The sequence below is a fragment of the Bifidobacterium sp. LH_491 genome, from assembly GCF_056356495.1.
This window is the reverse complement of the sequence record NZ_JBKEUI010000001.1, coordinates 1,917,352-1,939,471: the sequence shown is the minus strand read 5'-3', so window position 1 is coordinate 1,939,471 and position 22,120 is coordinate 1,917,352. Positions and strand designations below refer to the sequence as shown.

18 protein-coding genes and 1 tRNA gene are annotated in these 22,120 nt (G+C 58.7%); 4 read left to right on the top strand and 15 right to left on the bottom strand.

Annotated features, from left to right (window positions below; genetic code table 11):
• Positions 1-38 precede the first annotated feature (38 nt).
• Together AC1AWK_RS07370 and AC1AWK_RS07365 are read right to left on the bottom strand one after the other, a co-directional pair.
• Positions 39-1,607 carry an acyl-CoA carboxylase subunit beta gene (locus AC1AWK_RS07370; RefSeq protein WP_476569411.1) on the bottom strand — a complete coding sequence of 523 codons (1,569 nt, stop codon included), beginning with the start codon at positions 1,605-1,607 and terminating at the stop codon, positions 39-41.
• A complete protein-coding gene (locus tag AC1AWK_RS07365) occupies positions 1,600-3,444 on the bottom strand; it encodes an acetyl/propionyl/methylcrotonyl-CoA carboxylase subunit alpha (protein WP_476569409.1) in 1,845 nt (614 codons plus the stop codon). Before AC1AWK_RS07365 ends, AC1AWK_RS07370 begins: the two co-directional genes overlap by 8 nt.
• Before the next feature lie 245 nt (positions 3,445-3,689).
• Here AC1AWK_RS07365 and AC1AWK_RS07360 point away from each other — a divergent pair, with 245 nt between their 5' ends.
• A complete protein-coding gene (locus AC1AWK_RS07360) occupies positions 3,690-4,274 on the top strand; it encodes a biotin transporter BioY (protein ID WP_476569407.1) in 585 nt (194 codons plus the stop codon).
• Positions 4,275-4,363: 89 nt separating this feature from the next.
• Here AC1AWK_RS07360 and AC1AWK_RS07355 read toward each other — a convergent pair whose 3' ends face one another.
• The gene (locus tag AC1AWK_RS07355) at positions 4,364-5,281 is read right to left on the bottom strand and encodes a biotin--[acetyl-CoA-carboxylase] ligase (protein ID WP_476569405.1); all 918 of its coding nucleotides are present in this window, start codon (positions 5,279-5,281) and stop codon (positions 4,364-4,366) included.
• A gap of 141 nt (positions 5,282-5,422) precedes the next feature.
• Between AC1AWK_RS07355 and AC1AWK_RS07350 the strand changes: the two genes are divergently transcribed.
• Together AC1AWK_RS07350 and AC1AWK_RS07345 are read left to right on the top strand one after the other, a co-directional pair.
• Entirely contained in the window at positions 5,423-7,501 is a 2,079-nt protein-coding gene (locus tag AC1AWK_RS07350; protein WP_476569403.1) for a DUF6020 family protein, read from the top strand.
• Between the two features lie 8 nt (positions 7,502-7,509).
• Positions 7,510-8,367 carry a PucR family transcriptional regulator gene (locus tag AC1AWK_RS07345; protein WP_476569402.1) on the top strand — a complete coding sequence of 286 codons (858 nt, stop codon included), beginning with the start codon at positions 7,510-7,512 and terminating at the stop codon, positions 8,365-8,367.
• A 142-nt stretch (positions 8,368-8,509) separates the two neighbouring features.
• Here the strand turns inward: AC1AWK_RS07345 and rplA are convergent, their stop codons facing one another.
• The 12 genes from rplA to dapE form a co-directional block, all read right to left on the bottom strand.
• Positions 8,510-9,202 (bottom strand): 50S ribosomal protein L1, encoded by a 693-nt coding sequence (gene rplA, locus AC1AWK_RS07340; protein ID WP_476569400.1) that lies wholly within the window; start codon positions 9,200-9,202, stop codon positions 8,510-8,512.
• 14 nt (positions 9,203-9,216) lie between these two features.
• Positions 9,217-9,648 carry a 50S ribosomal protein L11 gene (gene rplK / locus AC1AWK_RS07335; RefSeq protein ID WP_476569399.1) on the bottom strand — a complete coding sequence of 144 codons (432 nt, stop codon included), beginning with the start codon at positions 9,646-9,648 and terminating at the stop codon, positions 9,217-9,219.
• A 287-nt stretch (positions 9,649-9,935) separates the two neighbouring features.
• Positions 9,936-10,739, bottom strand: coding sequence for a transcription termination/antitermination protein NusG (nusG, locus tag AC1AWK_RS07330; protein ID WP_476569397.1), 804 nt, complete (start codon positions 10,737-10,739; stop codon positions 9,936-9,938).
• Positions 10,740-10,763: 24 nt separating this feature from the next.
• Positions 10,764-10,985, bottom strand: a complete 222-nt coding sequence (gene secE / locus AC1AWK_RS07325) for a preprotein translocase subunit SecE (RefSeq protein ID WP_476569395.1) — start codon at positions 10,983-10,985, stop codon at positions 10,764-10,766.
• Positions 10,986-11,021: 36 nt separating this feature from the next.
• Positions 11,022-11,097: transfer RNA gene (locus AC1AWK_RS07320), tRNA-Trp, on the bottom strand.
• Between the two features lie 169 nt (positions 11,098-11,266).
• Complete coding sequence (locus AC1AWK_RS07315) at positions 11,267-12,478, bottom strand: pyridoxal phosphate-dependent aminotransferase (protein WP_476569702.1); 1,212 nt, start codon at positions 12,476-12,478, stop codon at positions 11,267-11,269.
• 196 nt (positions 12,479-12,674) lie between these two features.
• Positions 12,675-13,799, bottom strand: coding sequence for a glutamate 5-kinase (proB, locus tag AC1AWK_RS07310; RefSeq protein ID WP_476569700.1), 1,125 nt, complete (start codon positions 13,797-13,799; stop codon positions 12,675-12,677).
• A 26-nt stretch (positions 13,800-13,825) separates the two neighbouring features.
• Entirely contained in the window at positions 13,826-15,487 is a 1,662-nt protein-coding gene (gene obgE / locus AC1AWK_RS07305; protein WP_476569393.1) for a GTPase ObgE, read from the bottom strand.
• 199 nt (positions 15,488-15,686) lie between these two features.
• Positions 15,687-15,938, bottom strand: a complete 252-nt coding sequence (gene rpmA / locus AC1AWK_RS07300; RefSeq protein WP_476569391.1) for a 50S ribosomal protein L27 — start codon at positions 15,936-15,938, stop codon at positions 15,687-15,689.
• Between the two features lie 36 nt (positions 15,939-15,974).
• Entirely contained in the window at positions 15,975-16,283 is a 309-nt protein-coding gene (gene rplU, locus AC1AWK_RS07295; RefSeq protein ID WP_476569389.1) for a 50S ribosomal protein L21, read from the bottom strand.
• A gap of 171 nt (positions 16,284-16,454) precedes the next feature.
• Positions 16,455-19,520, bottom strand: a complete 3,066-nt coding sequence (locus tag AC1AWK_RS07290; protein ID WP_476569698.1) for an Rne/Rng family ribonuclease — start codon at positions 19,518-19,520, stop codon at positions 16,455-16,457.
• Positions 19,521-19,740: 220 nt separating this feature from the next.
• The gene (gene dapE / locus AC1AWK_RS07285) at positions 19,741-20,928 is read right to left on the bottom strand and encodes a succinyl-diaminopimelate desuccinylase (RefSeq protein ID WP_476569696.1); all 1,188 of its coding nucleotides are present in this window, start codon (positions 20,926-20,928) and stop codon (positions 19,741-19,743) included.
• Positions 20,929-21,090: 162 nt separating this feature from the next.
• Here dapE and AC1AWK_RS07280 point away from each other — a divergent pair, with 162 nt between their 5' ends.
• A complete protein-coding gene (locus tag AC1AWK_RS07280) occupies positions 21,091-22,023 on the top strand; it encodes an AEC family transporter (RefSeq protein ID WP_476569387.1) in 933 nt (310 codons plus the stop codon).
• Positions 22,024-22,120 lie beyond the last annotated feature (97 nt).

Genomic DNA, 22,120 nt, shown 5'->3' with positions numbered 1-22,120 from the left:
TTGTTCCATAAGTCGTTGTGTTATGCGTTTGGCCGCCGTTACAGCGGCTGGTTGCCGTGATGTTTGCCGGTTTTGCGCACGCGGCGCTTGCCTTCGAGGAGCTTCAGCGCGCCGACGATGGTGTCGCGGGTTTGTTCCGGATCGATCATGGCGTCGATCTGACCGGTTTCCAGCGACAGGTTGGCGTTCACCGTGCTTTCCTCATATTCGGCGGTGAGTTTGGCGCGCAATGCTTCCACATCCTTGCCGGTTTCCTTGGCTTTTTGCAATGCCTTGCGATGGATGATGTTCACCGCGCCGCCCGCGCCAAGTACGGCGATCTGACTGGTGGGCCAAGCGAAATTGAAATCGGCTCCGATGGACTTCGACCCCATAACGATGTAGGCGCCGCCGAAAGCCTTGCGCAAAATCACCGTAATCATGGGCACCTGCGCGTTGGCATAGGCGTAGATGACTTTGGCGCCGCGACGGATGATGCCCGCATGCTCCTGATCGGAACCGGGCTTGTATCCGGGTACGTCGACCAGTGTAATCACCGGCAGGTTGAACGCATCGCACAAACGCACGAAACGCGCCACCTTTTCCGAAGAGTCCACGTCGAGAATGCCGGCGCGCACATTCGGCTGGTTGGCGACCACGCCGACTGGATGACCCTCGATGCAAGCGAATCCGACGACAGCCGAAGCGGCGAACAATTCCTGCACCTGCACGAACTCGCCGTAATCCACGATGCAGCGAATCACTTCCAGTACGTCATACGGCTGACGGTCATTGTCGGGAACGATGCTCGCCAAACGCTTGGCCACGTCACGTTCGGCACGGGTCGCGGCATACGCGTACGTCGGCGGCTGGCTATTGCTATTGGACGGCAGATAGGCCAGCACGGTTCGCGCATAGTCGATGGCGTCGGACTCATCCTCGCCCAAGTAATGCGCCACACCAGACGTGGTGTTATGCACCGCGCCGCCACCAAGGTCATCCATGCTGATGGTTTCACCGGTGGCAGCTTTCACCACATCCGGGCCGGTGACAAACATGTTGGAATGTTCTCGAGTCATGATGATCAGATCAGTCAGCGCCGGGCAATACACCGCACCACCTGCGCAAGGTCCGAGGATCAGGGAAATCTGCGGAATGAATCCACTGGCCTCGCAAGTCTTCTTGAAAATACGACCATATTGCGTCAGCGCCGCCACACCTTCTTGGATACGAGCGCCGCCGGAATCGATCAATGCGACCACGGGTACCTGCATATCCATCGCCATGTCGATCAGATGGCAGATTTTCTCACCTTCGGCATGCCCCAATGTGCCGCCGTTCACGGAAAAATCCTGGGCATACACGCCGACTTTGCGCCCCAATACTTCGCCGAATCCGGTAATCACCGCGGCACCGGCAGCGCCACCATTGATGTCGCCGCCGCAAAAACGACCGACTTCGGTAAACGTACCAGTGTCAAGCAACAAATCCAGACGCTCGCGCGCCGTGTTCTTGCCCTTGGCATGCTGACGGGAACGGGCACGTTCCTCCGCCTCGCCAGCCAGTTGCGCGGCACGGGCCACGGCGGCGCGTACCGGCTGACGTTCCAACGTCGCCGTTTCACTCATGGCTACCTCCCGCCTGTACATCAAGCGTCACCAACGTTTCACCGGCTTCCACGCCTGCCGCCGGAGCAACGAAAATCTTGGTGACCGTGCCGCCCGCGGGCGCATACACGTAGTTCTCCATCTTCATGGATTCGAGCACCACCAGCAGATCTCCCTTGGCAACCGTCTGGCCTTCGGCGACATTAATACGCGTCACCACCGCCTGCATGGGCGCGGCGATCACACCGGAACGCCCCTCATCGTTCTTCGGCGCGGCATCAACCTGGTGCAACCCCTGGCCACGCAGCGGCTGCGTGGGACGCTTCACACCACGGGCCTTGGCAGAACCCGTGAGATTCTCCACAATATCCATCGGCACCGTGAGCTTGACGCGACGATCGTTGACTTCGATGACGAAAGTTTCACTCGGCGTGGCCTGCGGTTGCTCGGCCGCGCCATTCGCGGTAAGCGACGCCGGCTGTCCTGCGCGTTCGGATTCCGCCGGACGATTCAGATACGTACGTTCCAACCACTTCGTGCTCACATCAAACGGATGACCATGTTCGGCCGTAAACGCCTCATCACGGAAAATCTCCTCGAACAAGCTCGTCGGCGTCGGCACTCCTTCGATACGTAGCTCGCGCAAGGCACGACGCACACGGGCCACCGCCGTCAGACGATCCTGCGCGGTCACAATGAGCTTCCCCATCATGGAATCGAATTTCGGCGATACCGTATCACCCTCCTGCACACCGGAATCCACACGGATACCTGGGCCGGAAGGCCAATGCACGGCCGTCAACGTCCCCGAACTGGGGGCCAGGTTGGTGGCCGGGTCCTCGCATGTAATGCGCAGTTCAAAACTGTGTCCGCGTGTAGGCGGATCCACCGTCAGCTCTCCTCCGGAAGCGATGGTGAGCTGTTCGCGCACCAAATCCAAGCCACACACTTCCTCGCTCACCGTATGCTCCACCTGCAGGCGCGGATTGACCTCAAGGAAATATACCTTCTGCTGGGGCGTCACCATGAACTCGCAGGTACCTAGTCCCACATAATCCACCGCTTCAAACAAATTGCGCGAATACTGGTCCAGCTGACGCTGCACGTCCTCGCTCAAATACGGTGCAGGCGCTTCCTCCACCAGCTTCTGGTTACGGCGCTGCACCGTACAATCACGCGTCGAATACACGGTGAAATTGCCATGACTGTCACGTCCGCACTGGGTTTCCACATGACGGGCCTTGTCTACAAAACGTTCGATGAAGTAATTCTTCAAATCGCCGCCCTGTAACGAATCATGGCTCATATAGAAGCTGCGCAGCTCATCATCGTCGTGCACGATGGTGATGCCGCGGCCGCCACCACCATCCGTGCGCTTCATCATAATCGGATACCCATGCGTATGCGCGAAATCGTACAGCGCGCGGATATCGCCCACCGGGTCACTGATGCCGGGGACAGGTGGCACCTTCGCACTGCGGGCCACACGACGTGCGGTAATCTTATCGCCCAAATCCTCCAATGCCGTCGGCGAGGGACCTACCCAAATGCCGCCAGCCTGCGCGACCTTGCTCGCAAACGACGGCACCTCGGACAGAAAGCCATATCCAGGATGCACGGCATTCGCACCGCTGCGTTTCATAATGTCGATAAGCAGATCTTCGTTCAGATACGTGTCCTTGTAAGTGTCGCCGGACAACAGGTAGGCTTCGTCCGCCATCGTGACATACTGCGACTCACGATCCTGCTCGGCATACACCGCCACAGTGGCGATGCCCATTTCCTGCGCGGTGCGCACCACGCGCAAGGCAATTTCGCCGCGGTTGGCCACCAACAGCTTGCTGACAGAGTTATTCATGCTGTCAAGATACCCAAAAATGGCACATCACGCCGACCAACGAACCTACAAAGTTACGTTCGGGGTTTTGTGCGATTCCACCAAACACCCACAAATCGGCGATCGTAGACAAACACCAGCTCCAGATTTTGTGCATTTCGGCAAATATGCCACTTCTGCATGGTATTTATCATGGACAACACCAACACGAGGCCATCCCGGCAATCCGCCGCATATCCCGCCTCGCCGTTTGTAAAGGAGACCCCATGAATACTCGTTCGCTGAGTACGGTCGATACCAAACACCGCCGTATGTTCATCAGTGCCGGTCAAACACTGCTGTTCACCGCATTGCTCTGCATCGCGACCATGGCAGGCGCCCTGCCGATCCCCGGCACGCCCGTTCCCATCACCTTGCAAACCGGCGTGCTCATGCTCGCCGCGCTCATGCTCACCTGGCGACAAGCCACCGCAGCAGTACTCGGATACCTCGCCTTGGGCGCATGTGGATTACCCGTATTCGCCGGAGGTATGAGCACCGCAGCATTGGTTGGTCCAAGTGCGGGCTTCCTGTTCAGCTTCGTTCCGGCAGTTGCCGTCACTGCACTACTCAAGGGTGACGCCAACCTTGACTCACCTTCCCGCGCCATCCGCACAGCCGCACGCTATTTCCTGGCGTCACTGATCGGCTGCGTCGGCCTCGTCTATCTTATCGGCATCCTGGTGCAGTCCGCCATTACCACCGTACCGCTCGGCACCATCGCCGTGGCCTCCACCGGTTTCATCATCGGCGACCTCATTAAGGCAGCCGTAGCGTCGCTGGTCGCCACCGGCCTGGCACGACTGCGCTAACGCACAGCACATATATCGCATATCAGTGGGGCGCGGCCGAAACAGCCGCGCCCCACTGATATCGCCCTGAATACACATTCTTCAGACATTCATGCCCACGGCAGAACTCCGACATCGCCAGTGCTTATTACATGCTCAACCTGTTGGTCGTCAATCACGACCAACGCGGCAGCATCGTCAAGAGCGCGAGCCAATCCGCGCACATGCGAACCATCCGGCAACGCCACATCGACACGGCGACCTATCGTCCAGCACATTGCCCGAGTCCGTTCGCCAATCGAAGCGACGGCAGCATCAGGCGACTCGACCAATGCCCGCACACACTCACCCGATAAGACCACCATACGAGCGACCACCATATCACGCAACTCATTGAACGGCGGCAACGGACCACGATGCAGTTGCAGCGACGTCGACTCCGTCGTCGGCAACGCATCCGCCGGCATCAACACATTCAGTCCCACGCCGAACACCACAGCAACCATATCGCCGCCCTCATCCTCGGCAACGGCAGTCCGTTTCGCGGCATACCCATACGGCAATGCCACCACCTGCGACAATATGCCGCCCATTTTCAAGCCATGGCAATAGATGTCGTTGGGCCATTTAATCAGCAAATCGCAATCCTCACGATACGGCTTCGCACCGCACTCCTCCAACGTAGCGGCAATGGCCTGCACCACCGACAACCCCACGCCCATCTGCAGCCATCCGCGCAAGCAATCGTCATCCACTAGCGAGCGCGGGACCACCGTCACCAGCGAACACATCAGCGATTCGCCCCGACGATTCACCCAAGTACGTCCCAAACGGCCGTGTCCAGCGTCCTGCATGTCGGCGCCGATCACCATCATGCGACCGTCGAGCAATCCGGACGGCAAGCTTTCGCCCAACACCATGCGTTGCGCAAACGCATTCGTGGAATCAGTGCAATCCAACCACTCCACATGCGCGGCAGCCGCCTGTGTGCGCGGCATATAAGGTGGACAATATTGCATATCTGTCATGTCTTCAACTCTACCCCGACCACCCGGCATATGCGGCATAGCCTCCGTCCATTTTCCGTACTGAGACACCGCCCAACATGCCTGCGGACGAGCCTGATGTCTCCAGCCGACGTTCAACCTCCCACGCTACAATGAGCTTTCATGACTGACGGCAATACAACGCACTCCACCACGGCATTGGACACCATCGGCACCGTGTCCCGGTGGACACTTGCGGTGTTGGCATGCCTGTGGCTGGCTTTATGCACCGCTGTCGGACCGTTGTATTGGTCCGACTCCTCTATTGCCGACGCCACTTGGGCCAACGTGGCGTATGGCGTCATATCGTTCCTCGCCTACGGTTCGATAGTCATACTCTTGGTGCGTATCGGGCAAGGCACACGACCCATTAGCCGTGCGTATGACCTTATAGCCACCATGGTTGCATGCCGTCGTCATCGTTCCCGCACATCGGCGAACATATCCATTGAAAGCCGTCGCCACACCACCATGGTGATGCAGAAGCTAGGCCGGGCAATGCACAGCATTCCTCGCTATCTCCGTCGCTTTTGGCGGGCGACCGCACGCGCACTGCCCCAGCTTACCGACCGCCGTTGGAAAATCGCACTTATCCTCTTCATTGGCTGGCTATGGGTTCCCCTTACATTAGTCAGCGCATTCGGCGCCGACGTACGTTCGCAAATCCGCGAATTCAGCTGGGCATGGAACCAGTGGACCGGTATCACCGAGCCATATATCGGGTTCTTTTCGTTTGTTCCCATGGACATTTACCCTACGGCGCATTATCTATGGCCCGATTCGCCCACATTCCTCACCGACCAGCATAATATCGCGCTCACCGTATGCTACGGTGCGGTTGCCGCCGCCTCCCGGTATTTCACCGGTTCCAATGACGCAGGCATTGCACTGCTCTCGGCCACGCAATGGGCCTTTGCCATTGCGTGCTGCACCGCAACCATGCATCGTTTCCTTAACCTGCCTTGGAGACAGCCCAAGTTACGCGCACGTGATTGGACGCACCCGGAACGCAACGCCCTGATGAACGCCATCGACTGGACACACCCCGAACGCGGCATGCACCGCGTGCGTCCGTCCTATGAATCCGGTCCTATAGCCCGCCTTATTCTGCTGGTGTTCTTCCTGTGTTGCCCGCTGGTACTGTTTTCCACGATTTCCCTCACCAAATCGCCGCTGTTTGCCTTTGCATTCCTCTGGTGGTTCGGCCTCTGTTACGAATTGCACGACACACGCGCCCAAGCCGAGCCTGGAAACCGGTCACGACGCGTACATGCCCACACCATCGCCGCTATGATTACAGCCTGCATAATAATGATGATCTCCGCCAAATATGGCTGGATTATCCTCGCCGCACAATGGGTGCTGTTTATGCTGGCCGACCATGGTCGCTGGCGCACGTATGCAGTGGCGGTACTGCTGCCTATTGTGGTGCTGCATGGCGGATTGCAAGTCCTTACCTCAACGGGATTGGTCATCAGCGGAGACCCCATCGAAAGTCGCGGTGTGCAACTGCAGCAAATCGCCCGCGTCGCCAAACTGCGTCCGGATGGCATTGATGCCACCGCCCGTCAAGAGCTTGAGCCTATCTTCAACTTGGACCAAATGGCGCAAGCCTACTTCCGACAAGACGCTGATCCCGTAAAATCCTCAGGCATCCAGTCCAAGAAGGTCAGTTATAAATGGCGGTCGGTCACCGCAGAAGATATGGAACACTTCAACGATGCCTGGCTGCGCATTGTCAAGGACAATCCAGTTATTGCCTTTGATGCTTTCCTCGCCAAGTGTTTTGGTTATTTCAACGTTACCGACAACCCCTACGTATCCATGGACTACTATGTTTCCAGTGACTACGTGCAAAAATCCTCCACTTGGATTCGCTATTGGTGCCATGACTGGCGGCAATGGGTAGCCGATACCGCCCGCTGGTGGAGCCGTATTCCAGTGCTTGGCTGGCTGCAACACGGTAACCTGTACGTGACGCTTACGCTGCTGGTTGGCGCTGCGGAAGTGATTTTGCGCCGCTGGCGCACCTTGGCTTGGCATCTTCCCCTGCTACTGCTAATGGGCGTGATGATTACCGCGCCTGCCAATAATTTTGAACGGCATATGCTGCCCATCTCATTCTGTTTCGGATTCCTGATGCTGCTGTTTCTTCGTGAATCACGCCGCCACGCGGTATCATGCAAAGAGAGCAACGAGTAGGTGATGACATGAAGCTTATAGATCATGATGGCGATGTGCTCGCACTCATGCAGTCGGCATATCAAGCTGCCTGCCAGCATGCTTCTGACGATGAACGCTTCACACATGATGACCCATCCCAAGCGGTTCGTGAGCTGTGGCAAGCCATGACCTTCGAGGCCTTGGCGCACGGCTTGCACGACGAACGAGCCGCCTCCCTATTGCGCACCTGTGGATACAGTGATGACACCGCAATGTTTGCCATTGCAGGAACGCCCAAGGATAGTTTTGCCGCAACTCGTACTGGCCTACGCGCTATGGTGCGCGACTTGGGCGGTAAGTCCTGCCTGGTTGGACAGCACGGCGCATGGTGTGTGGCGGCCATCCCCATGCAGGCGGCGGTTACTCCCGAAGTCGCCTGTGCCACTAGTCTTCCGCTGTTTGCCGAAGACAATCCGGTATGTTTATGCTCGGCACGCCGAGGAGTACTCGGCGCTGCGCAAGTCATACAAGCCGTCGTTATGGCACTTCGGGCCGCATCGTCCGTCCCCAATCTGCCACGTCCCATGCGTGCCGATGACGTGTTGCCGGAACGTGCCTTGCTGGGCGACCCGCTCGCGCGCGAGGATTTGTATCATCAGGTGTATGCTTCGCTCCACGGCGAAGGCAACGATGACGCGGCACTCACGACGGTTGCCACGTTCCTCAGTTCCGGTAGTTCGCTGGAGCTCACCGCCAAAACACTGAATGTGCATCCCAACACGGTACGGTATCGGTTGAAAAAAGCCGCGGAAAGCACCGGATGGGATGCTACCGCTCCCCGCGAAGCGTACGTGCTGCAGACTGCCATTGCCATCGGACGCATGATGGACGCCGAACAAGCGTGATTGCTTATCTGTGAAGGATGCAGAACAAATAACGCATGCCCACGATTCGACATGCAGCTCTGACATATGTAAGAACCCCGCTTCTCTGCACGGAGAGCGGGGTTCTTACTATCGCCTCAACCGCATTAGCGGTATGCGCGACTCAGACCAGAGTGGCGATATCCACCGGAATGCCGGGGTTCATCGTCGACGTGATGGTCGCCTTGGTCAGGTAACGACCCTTGACGGTCGTCGGCTTAAGACGCTTGACTTCGTCGGCAACAGCCTTGAAGTTCTCATCCAGCGCGTTCTCGTCGAAGGAGAGCTTACCGATGAGGAAGCTCAGGTTGCCGTGACGATCCACACGGAACTCGATCTTACCGCCCTTGATGTCGGCAACGGCCTTGGCCACATCCATGGTCACGGTGCCGGTCTTGGGGTTCGGCATCAAGCCACGCGGACCGAGTACACGACCCAGGCGGCCGACCTTGCCCATCATATCGGGCGTAGCCACGACGGCATCGAAGTCAAGGAAGCCACCGGCGACCTTCTCGATCAGCTCGTCATCGCCAACGATATCGGCGCCAGCTTCGGTAGCGGCGGTAGCCTGCGGGCCACGAGCGAACACGAGGACCTTGGCGGTCTTACCGGTGCCGTGGGGCAGGTTCACGGTGCCGCGAACCAGCTGATCGGCCTTGCGCGGATCAACGTTCAAACGGTACACCACCTCGACCGTCTGGTCGAAGTTGTAGGCCGGCATGCTCTTGAGCAACGCAATGGCTTCGGCGGAGGTGTACAGGTTATTGCGGTCAATCTTCTCGGCCGCTTCACGGTACTTCTTGGAATGCTTAACCATGAGTCCTTCTCCTCTCAGTCGGTGACCGTAATACCCATCGAACGGGCGGTACCCTCGATGATCTTCATGCCGGCTTCGACGTCACGGGCGGACAAATCAGGCATCTTGATCTCGGCGATCTCGCGCACCTGAGCCTTGGTGACGGAACCAACCTTGTGGGTCAGCGGGTTTTCGGTACCCTTCTGAATGCCAGCGGCCTTCTTCAGCAGCGCTGCAGCCGGCGGGGTCTTCAGAATGAAGGTGAAGGAACGATCCTCGTAAACGGTAATCTCAACAGGGACGATCGAGCCCATCTTGTCCTGCGTGGCGGCATTGTACGCCTTGCAGAAGTCCATGATGTTCACGCCGTGCGAACCCAGAGCAGGGCCCAGCGGCGGCGCCGGATTGGCCTTGCCGGCCTCGATCTCAAGCTTAATCAGTGCTGAGACTTTCTTCTTAGGAGCCATTATATGGTTCTTCTTTCTATGAAGCGGTAATAACGGTCGCCGGCGAAACGCATGCGTTTCGCGGTCTCCTCCCGCAACTGGTATTGCTGTGCTGTGCTAGCGGGCAAGCCCTCCAGACACAAGCCTGCCCATTATGTCATGGCAGTATGACAAATGCACCGGTTGCATACCTTTCGTTATATGAGTCGCAGCAGCCCCTGCATATCGCCGTACCCATATGCAACAAGGGCGATTCTCCTCTGCAGAGAATCGCCCTTGCATCTGGGATAACTCCCATAAATACTGTGTTACGCCAAACGTTCCACCTGGTCGAAACCAAGCTCAACCGGCGTATCGCGTCCGAAAATCGACACCAGCACCGTCAGCTTCTGCGTGGTCGGCTCGATATCCGATACCACAGCAGGCATTGTGGCAAACGGGCCTTCGGTAACCGTGACCTGATCGCCGATGGCGTAGGAGATTTCCACGGTACGCTTCTTGGCAGCGGCAGGCTTGTCGCCAGCATTCTTCAAAGCTTCCGAAGCAATCATCGGCGCCATCATGGCCACAACTTCCTTGCGGCTCAACGGCGCAGGCTCCTTGGTCGGGCCAACAAAGCCGGTAACGCCTTCAGTCTCGCGCACAATACGGCGGGCATTCTCATCCGGGTACATACGAATCAGTACATAGCCGGGCACGCGAACGCGGGTAATAACCTTCTTACCCTTTTCCGTATGCTTCTCGACCTCTTCCATGGGCACCTCGACTTGGAAAATCACATCTTCCAGACCGAAGCTCGCCACACGGGACTCGATGTTGGTCTTCACACGCTTCTCATAACCGGAATAGGTATGCAGCACATACCACTTGCCCTCCAGCGTGCGCAAACTCTTCGAGAACTGCTCAATCGCAGCAGCTCCGGCATCCAAGTCGTCGTCAGCCTGCTCAACCAGTTCAGTCTCAGATTCTTGCTCAACAGGTTCCTGAGACGTCGTCTCGGTCACAAGCTGCTCGTCTGCGGACTCGTGAGCCACCGGCTCGTCCACGACGGACGCATCTGCGGCAACGTCGGGGAGCGCGTCGAGATTTTCCAAATTCACTTCGTCAGTCATGCACATTCACCTTATGGTTTGGTATCAGCCGAACACCCACAGCACTAGCTTGCCCAGGCCGAAGTCCATGGCTGTGACCACTGCCATGAGCAGCAGCACAAACACGAACACTGCAAAAGACCAGCCCAACAATTCCTTACCGGTGGGGGCAACGACCTTACGCAGCTCGTCGATAATCTGCTTGATGAACAAGCCAATGCGCATAAAGACATTGGGCTTCTTGGGCTGATCAGACTTCTTAGCCATTTTCCCGTCCTTCGCATGAGCTGAGTGTTGCTAACTTGGCAGGGACGGCGGGACTCGAACCCACAACCTACGGTTTTGGAGACCGTTGCGCTACCAATTGCGCCACATCCCTAGGTGAACTCTGCCCATGCTACACATAGCCTTGGAACTTGTGTAGCCTGCGGCAAAACCGCCAAAAAGTTATATTAGCGAACAACACAGGACATTACCAATGAAACCCTCACAAGTCCAACGATTGCAAGGGTTCACACGGCATGTCGGATTGACCGAGCAGCGTCGTCTTACTTACCGGCGACACACGCGGCGAAACGGCGCATACCCTCAGCCAACTGATCGTCAGCTAAGGCACACGAGAATCGCAGATATCCCGGCGCACCAAACGCCTCACCTGGAACGGCGGCAATATGAGCCTCTTCCAGCAACAACGCCGCAAGTTCGCTCGACGTACTCGCCTGATGGCCTTGCGTACCCAACGGCCGATGCAACAATCCACGCACGTCAGCGAACGCATAGAACGCGCCGTTCGGCATAGGGCACCACACCCCATCGATAGCATTCAAGGCTTCGACAATCGCGCGACGCCGCGCATCAAATGCATCACGCATCCGCACCACGTCATCCAACGGCCCCGCAACCGCAGCCAACGCCGCCTGCTGCGCGATATTCGACACATTGGAGGTCATATGCCCCTGCAACTTCACCGCCGCCTGGGCCACTGGCTCAGGCGCCACCATCCAGCCCACGCGCCAACCGGTCATGGCATAGGTCTTCGCCACGCCGTTGAGCACCAGCAGCTGATCGCGCACTTGCGGCACCACCGCACCAACATAACTGGTCAGCGCACCGTCGTAATGCAAATGTTCGTAAATCTCATCGGAAATCACCCACACGTGATGTTCCACCGCCCATTCACCCAACGCACGAATGGTATCCTCGCTCCAAATCGCGCCAGTGGGATTGGACGGCGACGTAATAATCAACGCCTTCGTGCGAGGGGTACGCGCCGCTTCAATAGCTTCAATATCAGGCTCAAATCCGCGCTCGGCACCGGCAAACACCGTCACCGGCACGCCACCCGCCAACTTCACTGCCTCCGGGTAGCTCGTCCAATACGGCGCGGGGATAATCACTTCGTCGCCATCATTGAGCAGAATCTGGCATGCCTCATACACCGCCTGCTTGCCGCCATTGGTCACCACCACCTGCTGGGCGCTGACCTCATAGCCGGAATCACGCAAGGTTTTGCAGGCAATGGCCTCACGTAGCTGCGGCAAACCGGCCGTCGGAGTATAGCGATAATTCGCCGGGTCCATCACGGCTTCGCTGGCCGCTCGAACAATCGGGGCGGGCGTAGCAAAATCAGGCTCGCCCGCAGCAAAACCGATCACATCGACGCCAGCGGCCTTCATGGCCTTGGCTTTGGAATCCACCGCCAACGTTGCGCTTGGCGCCACACGATCGATACGTTCACTTACTGTCTGCCAAGGAGCCATAGTCATGATGCCCACTGTAGGACCCGCCCCCGTCATTGCCGACTGACAGAACCTTCTCAACAGGATGAGAACCATCCGCACCCCGTCCGACACACGGAGAACGACAATCCATCCCATTACGCCCGACACGCCGCTTGATGCCATCAGCTACACCGAGCAGCCGCGGTAAACAGCCGTATCAAGCGGCATGACTACGTTACAGCACCACCAGATTGTCGCGGTGTACCAGCGGATGCGCGTAATCCTCGCCCAAGCCGGCATGCAGGGCATCGGTGGTTTGTCCCAGCATTGGAGGCAATTCCTCGGCATCATATGCCGACAATCCCTTCGCCACACGGATGCCATGCTCATCGACGATCCACACGGGGTCATGCGCGGCAAACGAACCGCGTACCGCAACCACCCCAGCCGCCAGCAGACTTGCTCGCCCTCCGCGGATCGCACGGGCCGCGCCTTCGTCAACCACCAATTCGCCGCGCGGTTCAGCGGCAAAACCAATCCACAACCGGCGCGAGGTACCACGATGCTTCAACGGCGCAAATGCCGTGCCCACAACGTCTCCCATCAGCGCGGGACCAGCATTCGCCGCACTGGTCAACACCGCAGGGATACCCGAAATAGCCGCCACTCGCGCCGCCTCAAGCTTGGTAACCATACCACCCGTACCCACAGCCGAGCCGCTGCCGGATACTTCGACATCACCCAAGGCATCCACCACATCCTCCACGAATGCGATGCGATGCGCTCCCGGATGCGACGGCGGCGCGGTATACAACGCATCCACATCGGTGAGCAGCACCAACGCATCGGCACGCACGATATTCGCCACCAATGCGGAGAGCCGGTCATTGTCACCGAAACGAATCTCATTGCTGGCCAAAGCGTCGTTCTCGTTGACAATAGGCACTACCCCCAAATCCAACAGCCGCTCCAACGTGCGCTGCGCATTACGGTATTGCGCCGCGTTGATGGTGTCCTGCGCCGTAATCAGCAGCTGTCCGACACGCACACCATAGCGCGCGAACGCCATTTCATACTGCGCCATGAGCAACCCCTGCCCCACGGAGGCGGCGGCCTGCTGGGTCGCCACATCCTGCGGACGGGCATCAAAACCCAACGGACCGAATCCGGCGGCAATGGCACCGGACGACACCATCACCACACGGCAGCCCATACGCACCGCATGCGCCACCGCGCACACCACGCCATGCAACTTATCGGCATCCAAATGTCCCGATGGCTGGGTCAGCGAGCTCGAACCGATTTTGACCACTACCGTGCGGGCAGCGCCTATCGCGCGGCGCACCTGCTCATGCGACATGGGGCAAGCCAACGGCAACGCCATGATTACTCGCTTTCGTCCTCACCACGGCCGAACAGGCTGGTATGGTCATGCGGATCGTCGTTCACACTTGGATCGGCCCAGTGGCCCGCCAACCGTTCTGCCATCATGGCCTCACGCACCGCCTGACGCGCGTCCATCATCTCATGGTACTGGCGGCGACGCTCCGCATTGGTACGACGGCGAGCCCGCGTATCCTGCTCCTGCAAACGCAAATCCTTGCCGCGAGCACCCAACTGCGCACCATCCAACATTTCCGCACCGGCGGCAATCGTCGGATCCCAGTCGAAGGCCACGGCACGATCGCCCACACCGATATGCACTTCGTCACCCGGCTTGGCGCCACGGCGGCGCAAACCATCCTCAACACCCAACTTGGCCAAACGGTCGGCCAGATACCCGACGGCCTCATCATTGTCAAAGTTCGTCTGCCTCACCCAACGTTCCGGCTTGGCACCCGTTACGGTAAACCAGTAGTCGCCATTGCCGTTCTCTTCGCGCACAATGCTGAATTCCTCAGCCCCCTTGCCGCCCGTACGACGACGCTGCTCCAACGGCTTGATAACCACGCGCTCCTCTTCCTGAGCTTGTTCGCGGCTAGCCACCTCACGACGCATCTCATCAACCATACCAGCCAAGGCAAAGCCCAGTTCCTTCAACCCGACATGCGAAGCGGTCGATACCACGAATACGCGCATGCCCATGCTCTCGAACTCCGGGCGTACGAACTCGGCAAGCTCTTGCGCCTCCGGCACATCCACCTTGTTTAAAATCACGATGCGCGGACGTTCCGGAATTGGAATCGCCCCCAACGGCAACTCCAAATCGGCGGCATACTGCGCCAACTCACGCTCCAAGGCATGATAGTCACTGACCGGATCGCGGTCAGGCTCCAACGTCGCGCAATCGATGACATGTGCGATGATCTCCGTGCGTTCGATATGACGCAAAAACTCCAGCCCCAAGCCCTTACCCTGAGAGGCTCCTGGAATCAAACCCGGCACGTCCGCAATGGTGTAACGGCTGTCACCCGCCATCACCACGCCAAGATTCGGTACCAGCGTCGTGAACGGATAATCCGCAATCTTCGGTTTGGCCGAGCTCATGGCGGCAATCAAACTTGACTTACCAGCCGAAGGAAACCCTACCAGTGCCACGTCGGCAATGGATTTCAATTCCAAGACCACATCACGTTCTTCGCCCGGCTCACCCAGCAATGCAAAGCCTGGCGCTCGACGCGTTTTATTCGCCAGTGCCGCATTGCCCAACCCACCGGCACCACCGGCAGCAGCCACAAAGCGATCGCCTTCATGACGCAGATCCGCCAGCTGCTCGCCGGGATGCTTCGGCTTGCCTTGGGCACCCTTGGCCTCGAAAATCACCGTGCCCACCGGCACCGGCAATAGCAGATCATCACCCTGCGAACCATCCTTGGTGTCACCCAGACCCATCGTGCCGTTGCCCGCGTTGCGATGCGGCATAAAACGATAGTCAAGCAGGCTGTTGGCGTTACGATCCGCTACAAAAATCACCGAACCGCCATTACCACCGTTACCGCCATTGGGACCAGCCAGCGGCTTGTACTTCTCTCGACGAATCCCTGCGGAACCGTTGCCGCCGTCGCCGCCCTTGACATGAACGGTCACCCTATCCACAAAATCACTCATAGTGTCCCACTCTACCCATTGCCCCCGTATGTTCGTCAGGCAAACCTATCATTCGCACGCCACCGCCATACTTAACTCATCTATCTGCAGTACGGTAGCAAGCCAACCGGAAAATCCCTCGCCGCACGGTTTGCCGCATAGACATAAGAAAAGCCGCGTCCATAATGGGCGCGGCTTATTACGTATCTACCGGCAGTGATCAGGCGGTCACCACATCGACGACCTTGCGGTCACGGCGAACGCCAAACTTCACGTTGCCGTCGGTCAGCGCGAACAAGGTGTGATCCTTGCCCATGCCGACGTTCTCGCCGGGGTGGAAGGCGGTGCCGCGCTGACGAACGATGATGTTGCCAGCCACCACTGCCTCGCCGCCGAACTTCTTCACACCAAGGTACTGAGGCTTTGAATCGCGACCGTTGCGCGAGCTGGAAGCGCCCTTCTTATGTGCCATGTCTGTTCCTTTCGGTCCTTAACGCCAATCCTCGAATCAGGCGATCGCCGTGATCTTCACGAGGGTCAGCGGCTGGCGATGGCCCTTGCGACGCGCAACGCCGGTCTTGTTCTTAAACTTCTGAATGTTAATCTTCGGACCCTTCGCCTCGTCGTTGATGACTTCGGCCTTCACCGACATCTTGGCGAGATCCTTGGTGCCGAGGACAACCTTGGCACCGTCGACAACGAGGGCAACCGGGAACTCCACGGTGTCGCCCTTCTTGGCATCGAGACGGTTGACGAGAATCACGTCACCGACCTCGACCTTCTCCTGATGGCCGCCGGCCTTCACAATCGCGTACATAATCCGTTCCTTGCTGTGTTGGAAAGCTTACTGTCCGGCACGTTTCGAGCCTCGCGGCCAGACACCAGCTATCTAAATTACACTGACCCATGTACTAACGCAAGTCCAATAGGTTAATGCGTGTCAACAGGCGGCGGCACGCCGTATCATCACGCGCACCGCCGCCAGCCGTCACTTCTCGCTATGCTCGTCGTGCTCCTCGTGCGACTCGTCCGAAACCTCCACGGCGCGCGCATCATCATCGTCGGAAGCGCCGGATTCCTCAAGCTCCGCCGAGTTCGCCGCCACTGCCGCCGCCGCAATCTGGGCAAGCTTGGCCCGCACATCAGGAGACGAGCCCTTGGGAGACTGCACATCGGTGCCATGCCCATGCTTGTTCGTCTTAATGAACGGATCGCCGCCCTTCAACGCGTACGGATCGTCGAAGTCAGCAGACACCGTTGGCTCATCATGCACGATGAACCCACGGCCCTTACACGTCGGACACTCTTCGGAGAATGCCTCGACCAGGCCTTGTCCAATGCGCTTGCGCGTCATCTGCACCAAGCCCAACGAGGTTACCTCGGCCACCTGATGCTTCGTACGGTCGCGCGCCAAGCATTCCACCAAGCGACGCAGGACCAGATCACGGTTCGCCGGCATCACCATGTCAACAAAATCAATCATGACCATGCCACCGATATCGCGCAAACGCAGCTGGCGGGCAATCTCCTCGGCAGCTTCCAAATTGCAGCGCGTCACCGTTTCTTCCAACGACTTGCCCTTGCCGATGAAACGACCGGTATTGACATCAATCGTCGTCATGGCTTCGGTACGGTCGACCACAATCGAACCGCCGGACGGCAAGTACACCTGCCGTTCCATCCCCTTGCGCAGTTGGCTATCGATCTGCCACTTGTCGAACACATCCTTGCCGCCATGTTCGCCAGGCTCCCAACGCTCCAACTTATCGCGCAAATCAGGCGCCATCGTATCAAGGTACTCCTCGATACGCCCGTACACCTGCTCGCCTTCGACAATCATCTTGCTGAAATCGTCGTTGAAAATGTCGCGCACCACACGAATGGCGACATCCGGCTCGCCCTGCAGCAGCTTGGGACGGCGGCCATGCAGGAATTCCTCACGCTTGTCACTAATGCGCTCCCACTGGCGAACCAGGCTCTCCAAATCCTTGACAATCGCCTCTTCCGAAGCGCCTTCGGCAGCCGTGCGGATAATCACGCCCATATCCTTCGGCGCAATCTTCGACACAATCGACTTCAAGCGAGAGCGTTCCCGGTCGCTCAACTTGCGGCTGACACCCGTCATGCCACCGGACGGCACCAGCACCAGGAAACGCCCAGCCAACGTCACCTGACTGGTCAAACGCGCGCCCTTATGCCCAATGGGATCCTTGGTGACCTGCACCAGCACCGGGTCGCCCGACTTGAACGCCAGCTCGATACGACGGGGCTGTCCCTCCAGGCGTGTGGTGTCCCAATTGACTTCGCCGGCATACAGCACGCCGTTGCGGGCCTGTCCAATATCCACAAACGCCGCTTCCATACTCGGCAGCACGTTCTGCACACGACCAAGGTAGACATTGCCAACGGTAGCGACTTCCTGAATATCGGATACGTAATGCTCCACCAGCACGTTGTCTTCGATAACGGAAATTTGCGTGTGGCGGCCACGCTCGCGTACCACCATCAACCGTTCAACATGTTCGCGGCGCGCCAGGAAATCCTGTTCCATAATCTGGCTCTGGCGACTGCGCTCACGACGATTGTCGCGGCGACGCTGCTTCTTAGCCTCCAAACGAGTGGAGCCCTCCACATCGGTGATTTCATCGATGTACTGCTGCTTGCGCGAACGACGAACCGTCATCTCCTCCACCGGTTCATCGCCACCCTTGCTACGCCGCCGGCGACGACGACGCGTAACCGTCGAATCCTCGTCATCTTCGTCTACGCTGCTGCGACGCTCGCGCGGCGAATCATCCGACACCTGCTGCTCATCACGCTCCGCACGGGAACGGCGACGACGGCGCGTACGCGTGGACTGCTCCTCGTCCGCATTATCCTCCCCATCCTCCTCACGAATCGGCGTGTAGGTGATGTCATCAAGCTCAAGATCTTCCTCGATCTGCTCAACCTCAGCGGCCGCACGGCGTTCCTGAGCATTAAGCCTGCGTGAACGGCGAGACTGCCGATCCTGCGCATCATCGAAACTCACCAACGTTTCCAACGACACCTCAGATTCGCGCCCGACGGCCATGTCATCGGTATCCGCGGACTGCAATGGCTCCTCGCGACGACGATCTGCCTCACGCATCTCACGGTCACGCCCCTTGCCACGCCGATTGCGACGACGGCCAGATCGATCCTCGCGCGGGTCATCGTCATGTTCCTGATCGCGCTGATCATCCTCTTGCACGCGGCGAGACACCGGCAGAACCGGCTCCTGGAACAGTACCGGCTCCTGGAACAACAACGACGTCATCGGACGCGCGGGCGGAGCTGCGGGCTGAGGCTGTTGCGAGACGTCGTCGCCCATATCCGCATTGGTCTGGGAAGGTTCCTCCACCGCGCTGCGACGCGACGAACGCGTACGCGACCTGCGGCGAGATGACACGGATTCATCCGTCTCGAACGGCACCGCGTCCTGCTCCACATCGACCGGCATCGAATCATCGGCTATACGGTCATCCGTATGTTCAGCGGCGCTGCGGCGCGCTGAGCGGCGGCGAGATGAACGACGATCCTGGCTCTCCGGCGTTGCCGAACGGTTCTGCGCAGCCACATCCGCCGCCACATCCGCGTCGTGAGATAGATCGCTGGAATCAACCAGCTCATCACCGGATTGGTCATCGTGCGCGGCAATACGGCGACGCGAGCGAGCACGCGACGACGCAGACCGCTCCGACTGCGACGAATCCTGCGACACCTGCGAACGCCGACGGCGCGACGAAGAACGGCCATCCGTTTCATCATGCGTCGACGTAGCCTCCGGCGCGATTGCGCCGGCATCGGCGACAACGCCTGACTGCGTAGGATCATGCTCCTCAACCGTCAACGAAACCGGCGCATCAGCGGCAGCGGCAACACGAACCACACGACGTCCACGACGGCGTCGAGTTGGCGTCGAATCCGCGGCGTCGATCGAACTATCAACTGATTCAACTGTTGTCGTAGCCTCGACCTCGTCGAAACTCTCTTGTTTTGCTCTGGGCACAATGCTCCTCGCGACGCGCTGCAACCGCATCGCCAATTTTCCCGTTCCGCACGAGTCTCATCACCACGCTCTCACCGCGGCCGCGTATTACACGCCTCGCCGGAAAACTTCCGTCAAAAGTCTGCTTGCACAACAGCGGACACCAGCGCTCGCAATCACAAAGCACCTTGCGAGGGGATCGACGCCGTCGAATGCTCCGGTGGTTTGCAGCACCACCGTATTCCAGTATGACACAAGATTGAGGCTACCGGAGCCATTCTTGAAGAATATCCACCATCATCAGTACATCCGAGAAGGGAACCTGCTCATCATGCTTATGCGCCAGCAAAGGATCACCGGCACCAAAATTCACCGCAGGCACGCCCAAATCGGCAAAACGCGCCACATCCGTCCATCCAAGTTTCGCCACCGGGTCACGGCCGGTACGTTGGCGGACCAAATCAGCCAACGATTGCGTCAGCGGCGTGTCCATGCCAGGACGCGCCGACGCCGATTCGTCCTTCATCACGATGCCGAATCCCTCGAACACACCGCCGGTCGCCACACGTTCCACACCATCCATCTGCGCCTGGTCACGCTCGCCCATCATCAGCGCCTTGGCTTCCGTAAGTGTCTTGTCCGGCGCGAAACGGTAGTTCACATGCACACGGCACTCGTCGGGGATCACATTGGTACCGGTGCCGCCTTCGATCATCGTGGCGTTGAGGCCCTCGCGGTACGTCAGCCCATCCACCGTCACCGTCTGCGGCTTGAATGCACGCAATCTGTCCAACACGTCGGCAGCGTCATGAATGGCGTTATGCCCCATCCATGCGCGAGCTGAATGCGCTGCCGTGCCATGCGTCACCACGTCAAAACGCATCGTGCCATTGCACCCACCCTCAATGCCGCAATTCGTCGGCTCACCGATGATCGCAATATCGCCCTCGATCCAATCCGGATGGTCACGCACCACATGCCCCAAACCATTCTTGCTACCCACAACCTCTTCATGATCGTAGAACACGAACGTAAGATCCACGCGCGGCTCGGACATCGTCATCGCCAAGTACAGCTGCGCCGCCACCGACGCCTTCATATCGGTAGCGCCACGCCCCCACATCACCCAATCAGTGGGATGCGCCTGCGCAATTTGCGAACGAATCCGATCATCCCCCGGTTCCAACCACACCGGCGGAAAATTATCGATTACCGGCACCGTATCGAGATGCCCCGCCACAATCACACGATGCGCACGTCCCAGCCGGGTCGCAGCCACCACTGTGTCACCATGCCGACGAACCGTCAGATGCTCGGTCCGACGCAGGGCTCGCTCCACGGCATCGGCCAACGCCGTCTCGCAATCGCTTACCGAATACACCCCCATTACCTCGGTGAGCAGCCGCCTCAAGGCCTCGCCACGAGACAAGTTCGGATCATACCCCAATTGCATATCGATCGATTCATATACGTCAGCCATAGCTTCTATCGTAGCTGCCGGAAACCCATAACCATCCGCATAGCCCAGAATCACAGACAATACATGGACATGCCGTTGAATACGCCAACGGAGCATGGCAAACTGACAGTGGGTTCAGGCATATAAGGAGCAGCCATGATACATGCGATGCAAGGGTTTATCGTTATCGGACTCGTCATCGCCATCGGCTACATCGCCGCCAGACTGCGCATCGGCGGCCCGCAAGCGCAACACGTGCTCAATCAGTTCAGTTTCTTCGTATGCAGCCCCTGTCTGATGTTCGCCATCCTTGCCAAAGAGCCGATACTTGACATTCTGCACCCTTCCATTGTGGTGGCCTTCTGTTCGGCGTTAGCCGTCGGAGCATTGTTCCTCGTCATCAACCGCCTCTGGTTTCACCTGCCCGCGGCCGACGCCACCATCGGCGCACTGAACGCCCTGTATCTCAATTCCAACAACATCGGCCTACCGGTCGCCACCTATATCCTCGGCAATCCCGGTCTGGTCGCCCCAATCCTCGTCATGCAACAGGCGCTGTTCACACCCGTGGCCCTCACCGCCCTCGACCTGTGCTCCAGCGGACGGCCTTCTCTGCGGCGCATCGCCGCCCAGCCGCTGCACCAACCGCTGCTGCTTGGTTCACTGCTCGGCATCGCCGTCTCGCTGACCACGTCATACACGGGTGCCTTCCCCGTACCGGACTATCTTTACGACCCCATCAGCATGGTGGGCGACGCCGCCGTCCCCATGATTCTCATGGCGTTCGGCATGTCCCTGCGCGGCAGCTCGCCCATGCGCGAACGCGGCAACCGTCCGGCCGTCATCACCGTCACCATCCTGAAAAACCTCGTCATGCCTGCCATAGCCTTTGCCATCGCCTACTGGATGGGTTTTCGGGGAGCGACCCTATACGCTTGCGTGGTGCTGGCGGCGCTCCCCACCGGTCAGAATGTGTACAACTATGCGGCACGCTATCAAGTCGGCTTGGGGTTCGCCCGCGACGGCATATTGCTTAGCACGCTCACCAGCCCGGTTATCATCGCCATCATCGCGTTGTTGCTTGACTAGGCCACCTTGCATCGGCGCCGCCTCGTCGGCACTCAGTCATGCAACCACACGATTACATGACCGTGCCGCCGCATGCAGCCATGCCGGCGCTCCCCGC

Bases quoted from the DNA above. Each gene is read 5' to 3' on its own strand.
- obgE (WP_476569393.1), bottom strand. From the start codon at position 15,487: ATGAGTGATTTTGTGGATAGGGTGACCGTTCATGTCAAGGGCGGCGAC.
- nusG (WP_476569397.1), bottom strand. From the start codon at position 10,739: ATGACTGACGAAGTGAATTTGGAAAATCTCGACGCGCTCCCCGACGTT.
- AC1AWK_RS07350 (WP_476569403.1), top strand. From the start codon at position 5,423: ATGACTGACGGCAATACAACGCACTCCACCACGGCATTGGACACCATC.
- rplA (WP_476569400.1), bottom strand. From the start codon at position 9,202: ATGGTTAAGCATTCCAAGAAGTACCGTGAAGCGGCCGAGAAGATTGAC.
- AC1AWK_RS07315 (WP_476569702.1), bottom strand. From the start codon at position 12,478: ATGGCTCCTTGGCAGACAGTAAGTGAACGTATCGATCGTGTGGCGCCA.
- AC1AWK_RS07365 (WP_476569409.1), bottom strand. From the start codon at position 3,444: ATGAATAACTCTGTCAGCAAGCTGTTGGTGGCCAACCGCGGCGAAATT.
- AC1AWK_RS07370 (WP_476569411.1), bottom strand. From the start codon at position 1,607: ATGAGTGAAACGGCGACGTTGGAACGTCAGCCGGTACGCGCCGCCGTG.
- rplK (WP_476569399.1), bottom strand. From the start codon at position 9,648: ATGGCTCCTAAGAAGAAAGTCTCAGCACTGATTAAGCTTGAGATCGAG.
- AC1AWK_RS07355 (WP_476569405.1), bottom strand. From the start codon at position 5,281: ATGACAGATATGCAATATTGTCCACCTTATATGCCGCGCACACAGGCG.
- rplU (WP_476569389.1), bottom strand. From the start codon at position 16,283: ATGTACGCGATTGTGAAGGCCGGCGGCCATCAGGAGAAGGTCGAGGTC.
- AC1AWK_RS07345 (WP_476569402.1), top strand. From the start codon at position 7,510: ATGAAGCTTATAGATCATGATGGCGATGTGCTCGCACTCATGCAGTCG.
- proB (WP_476569700.1), bottom strand. From the start codon at position 13,799: ATGTCGCATGAGCAGGTGCGCCGCGCGATAGGCGCTGCCCGCACGGTA.
- dapE (WP_476569696.1), bottom strand. From the start codon at position 20,928: ATGCAATTGGGGTATGATCCGAACTTGTCTCGTGGCGAGGCCTTGAGG.
- AC1AWK_RS07360 (WP_476569407.1), top strand. From the start codon at position 3,690: ATGAATACTCGTTCGCTGAGTACGGTCGATACCAAACACCGCCGTATG.
- rpmA (WP_476569391.1), bottom strand. From the start codon at position 15,938: ATGGCACATAAGAAGGGCGCTTCCAGCTCGCGCAACGGTCGCGATTCA.
- secE (WP_476569395.1), bottom strand. From the start codon at position 10,985: ATGGCTAAGAAGTCTGATCAGCCCAAGAAGCCCAATGTCTTTATGCGC.
- AC1AWK_RS07280 (WP_476569387.1), top strand. From the start codon at position 21,091: ATGATACATGCGATGCAAGGGTTTATCGTTATCGGACTCGTCATCGCC.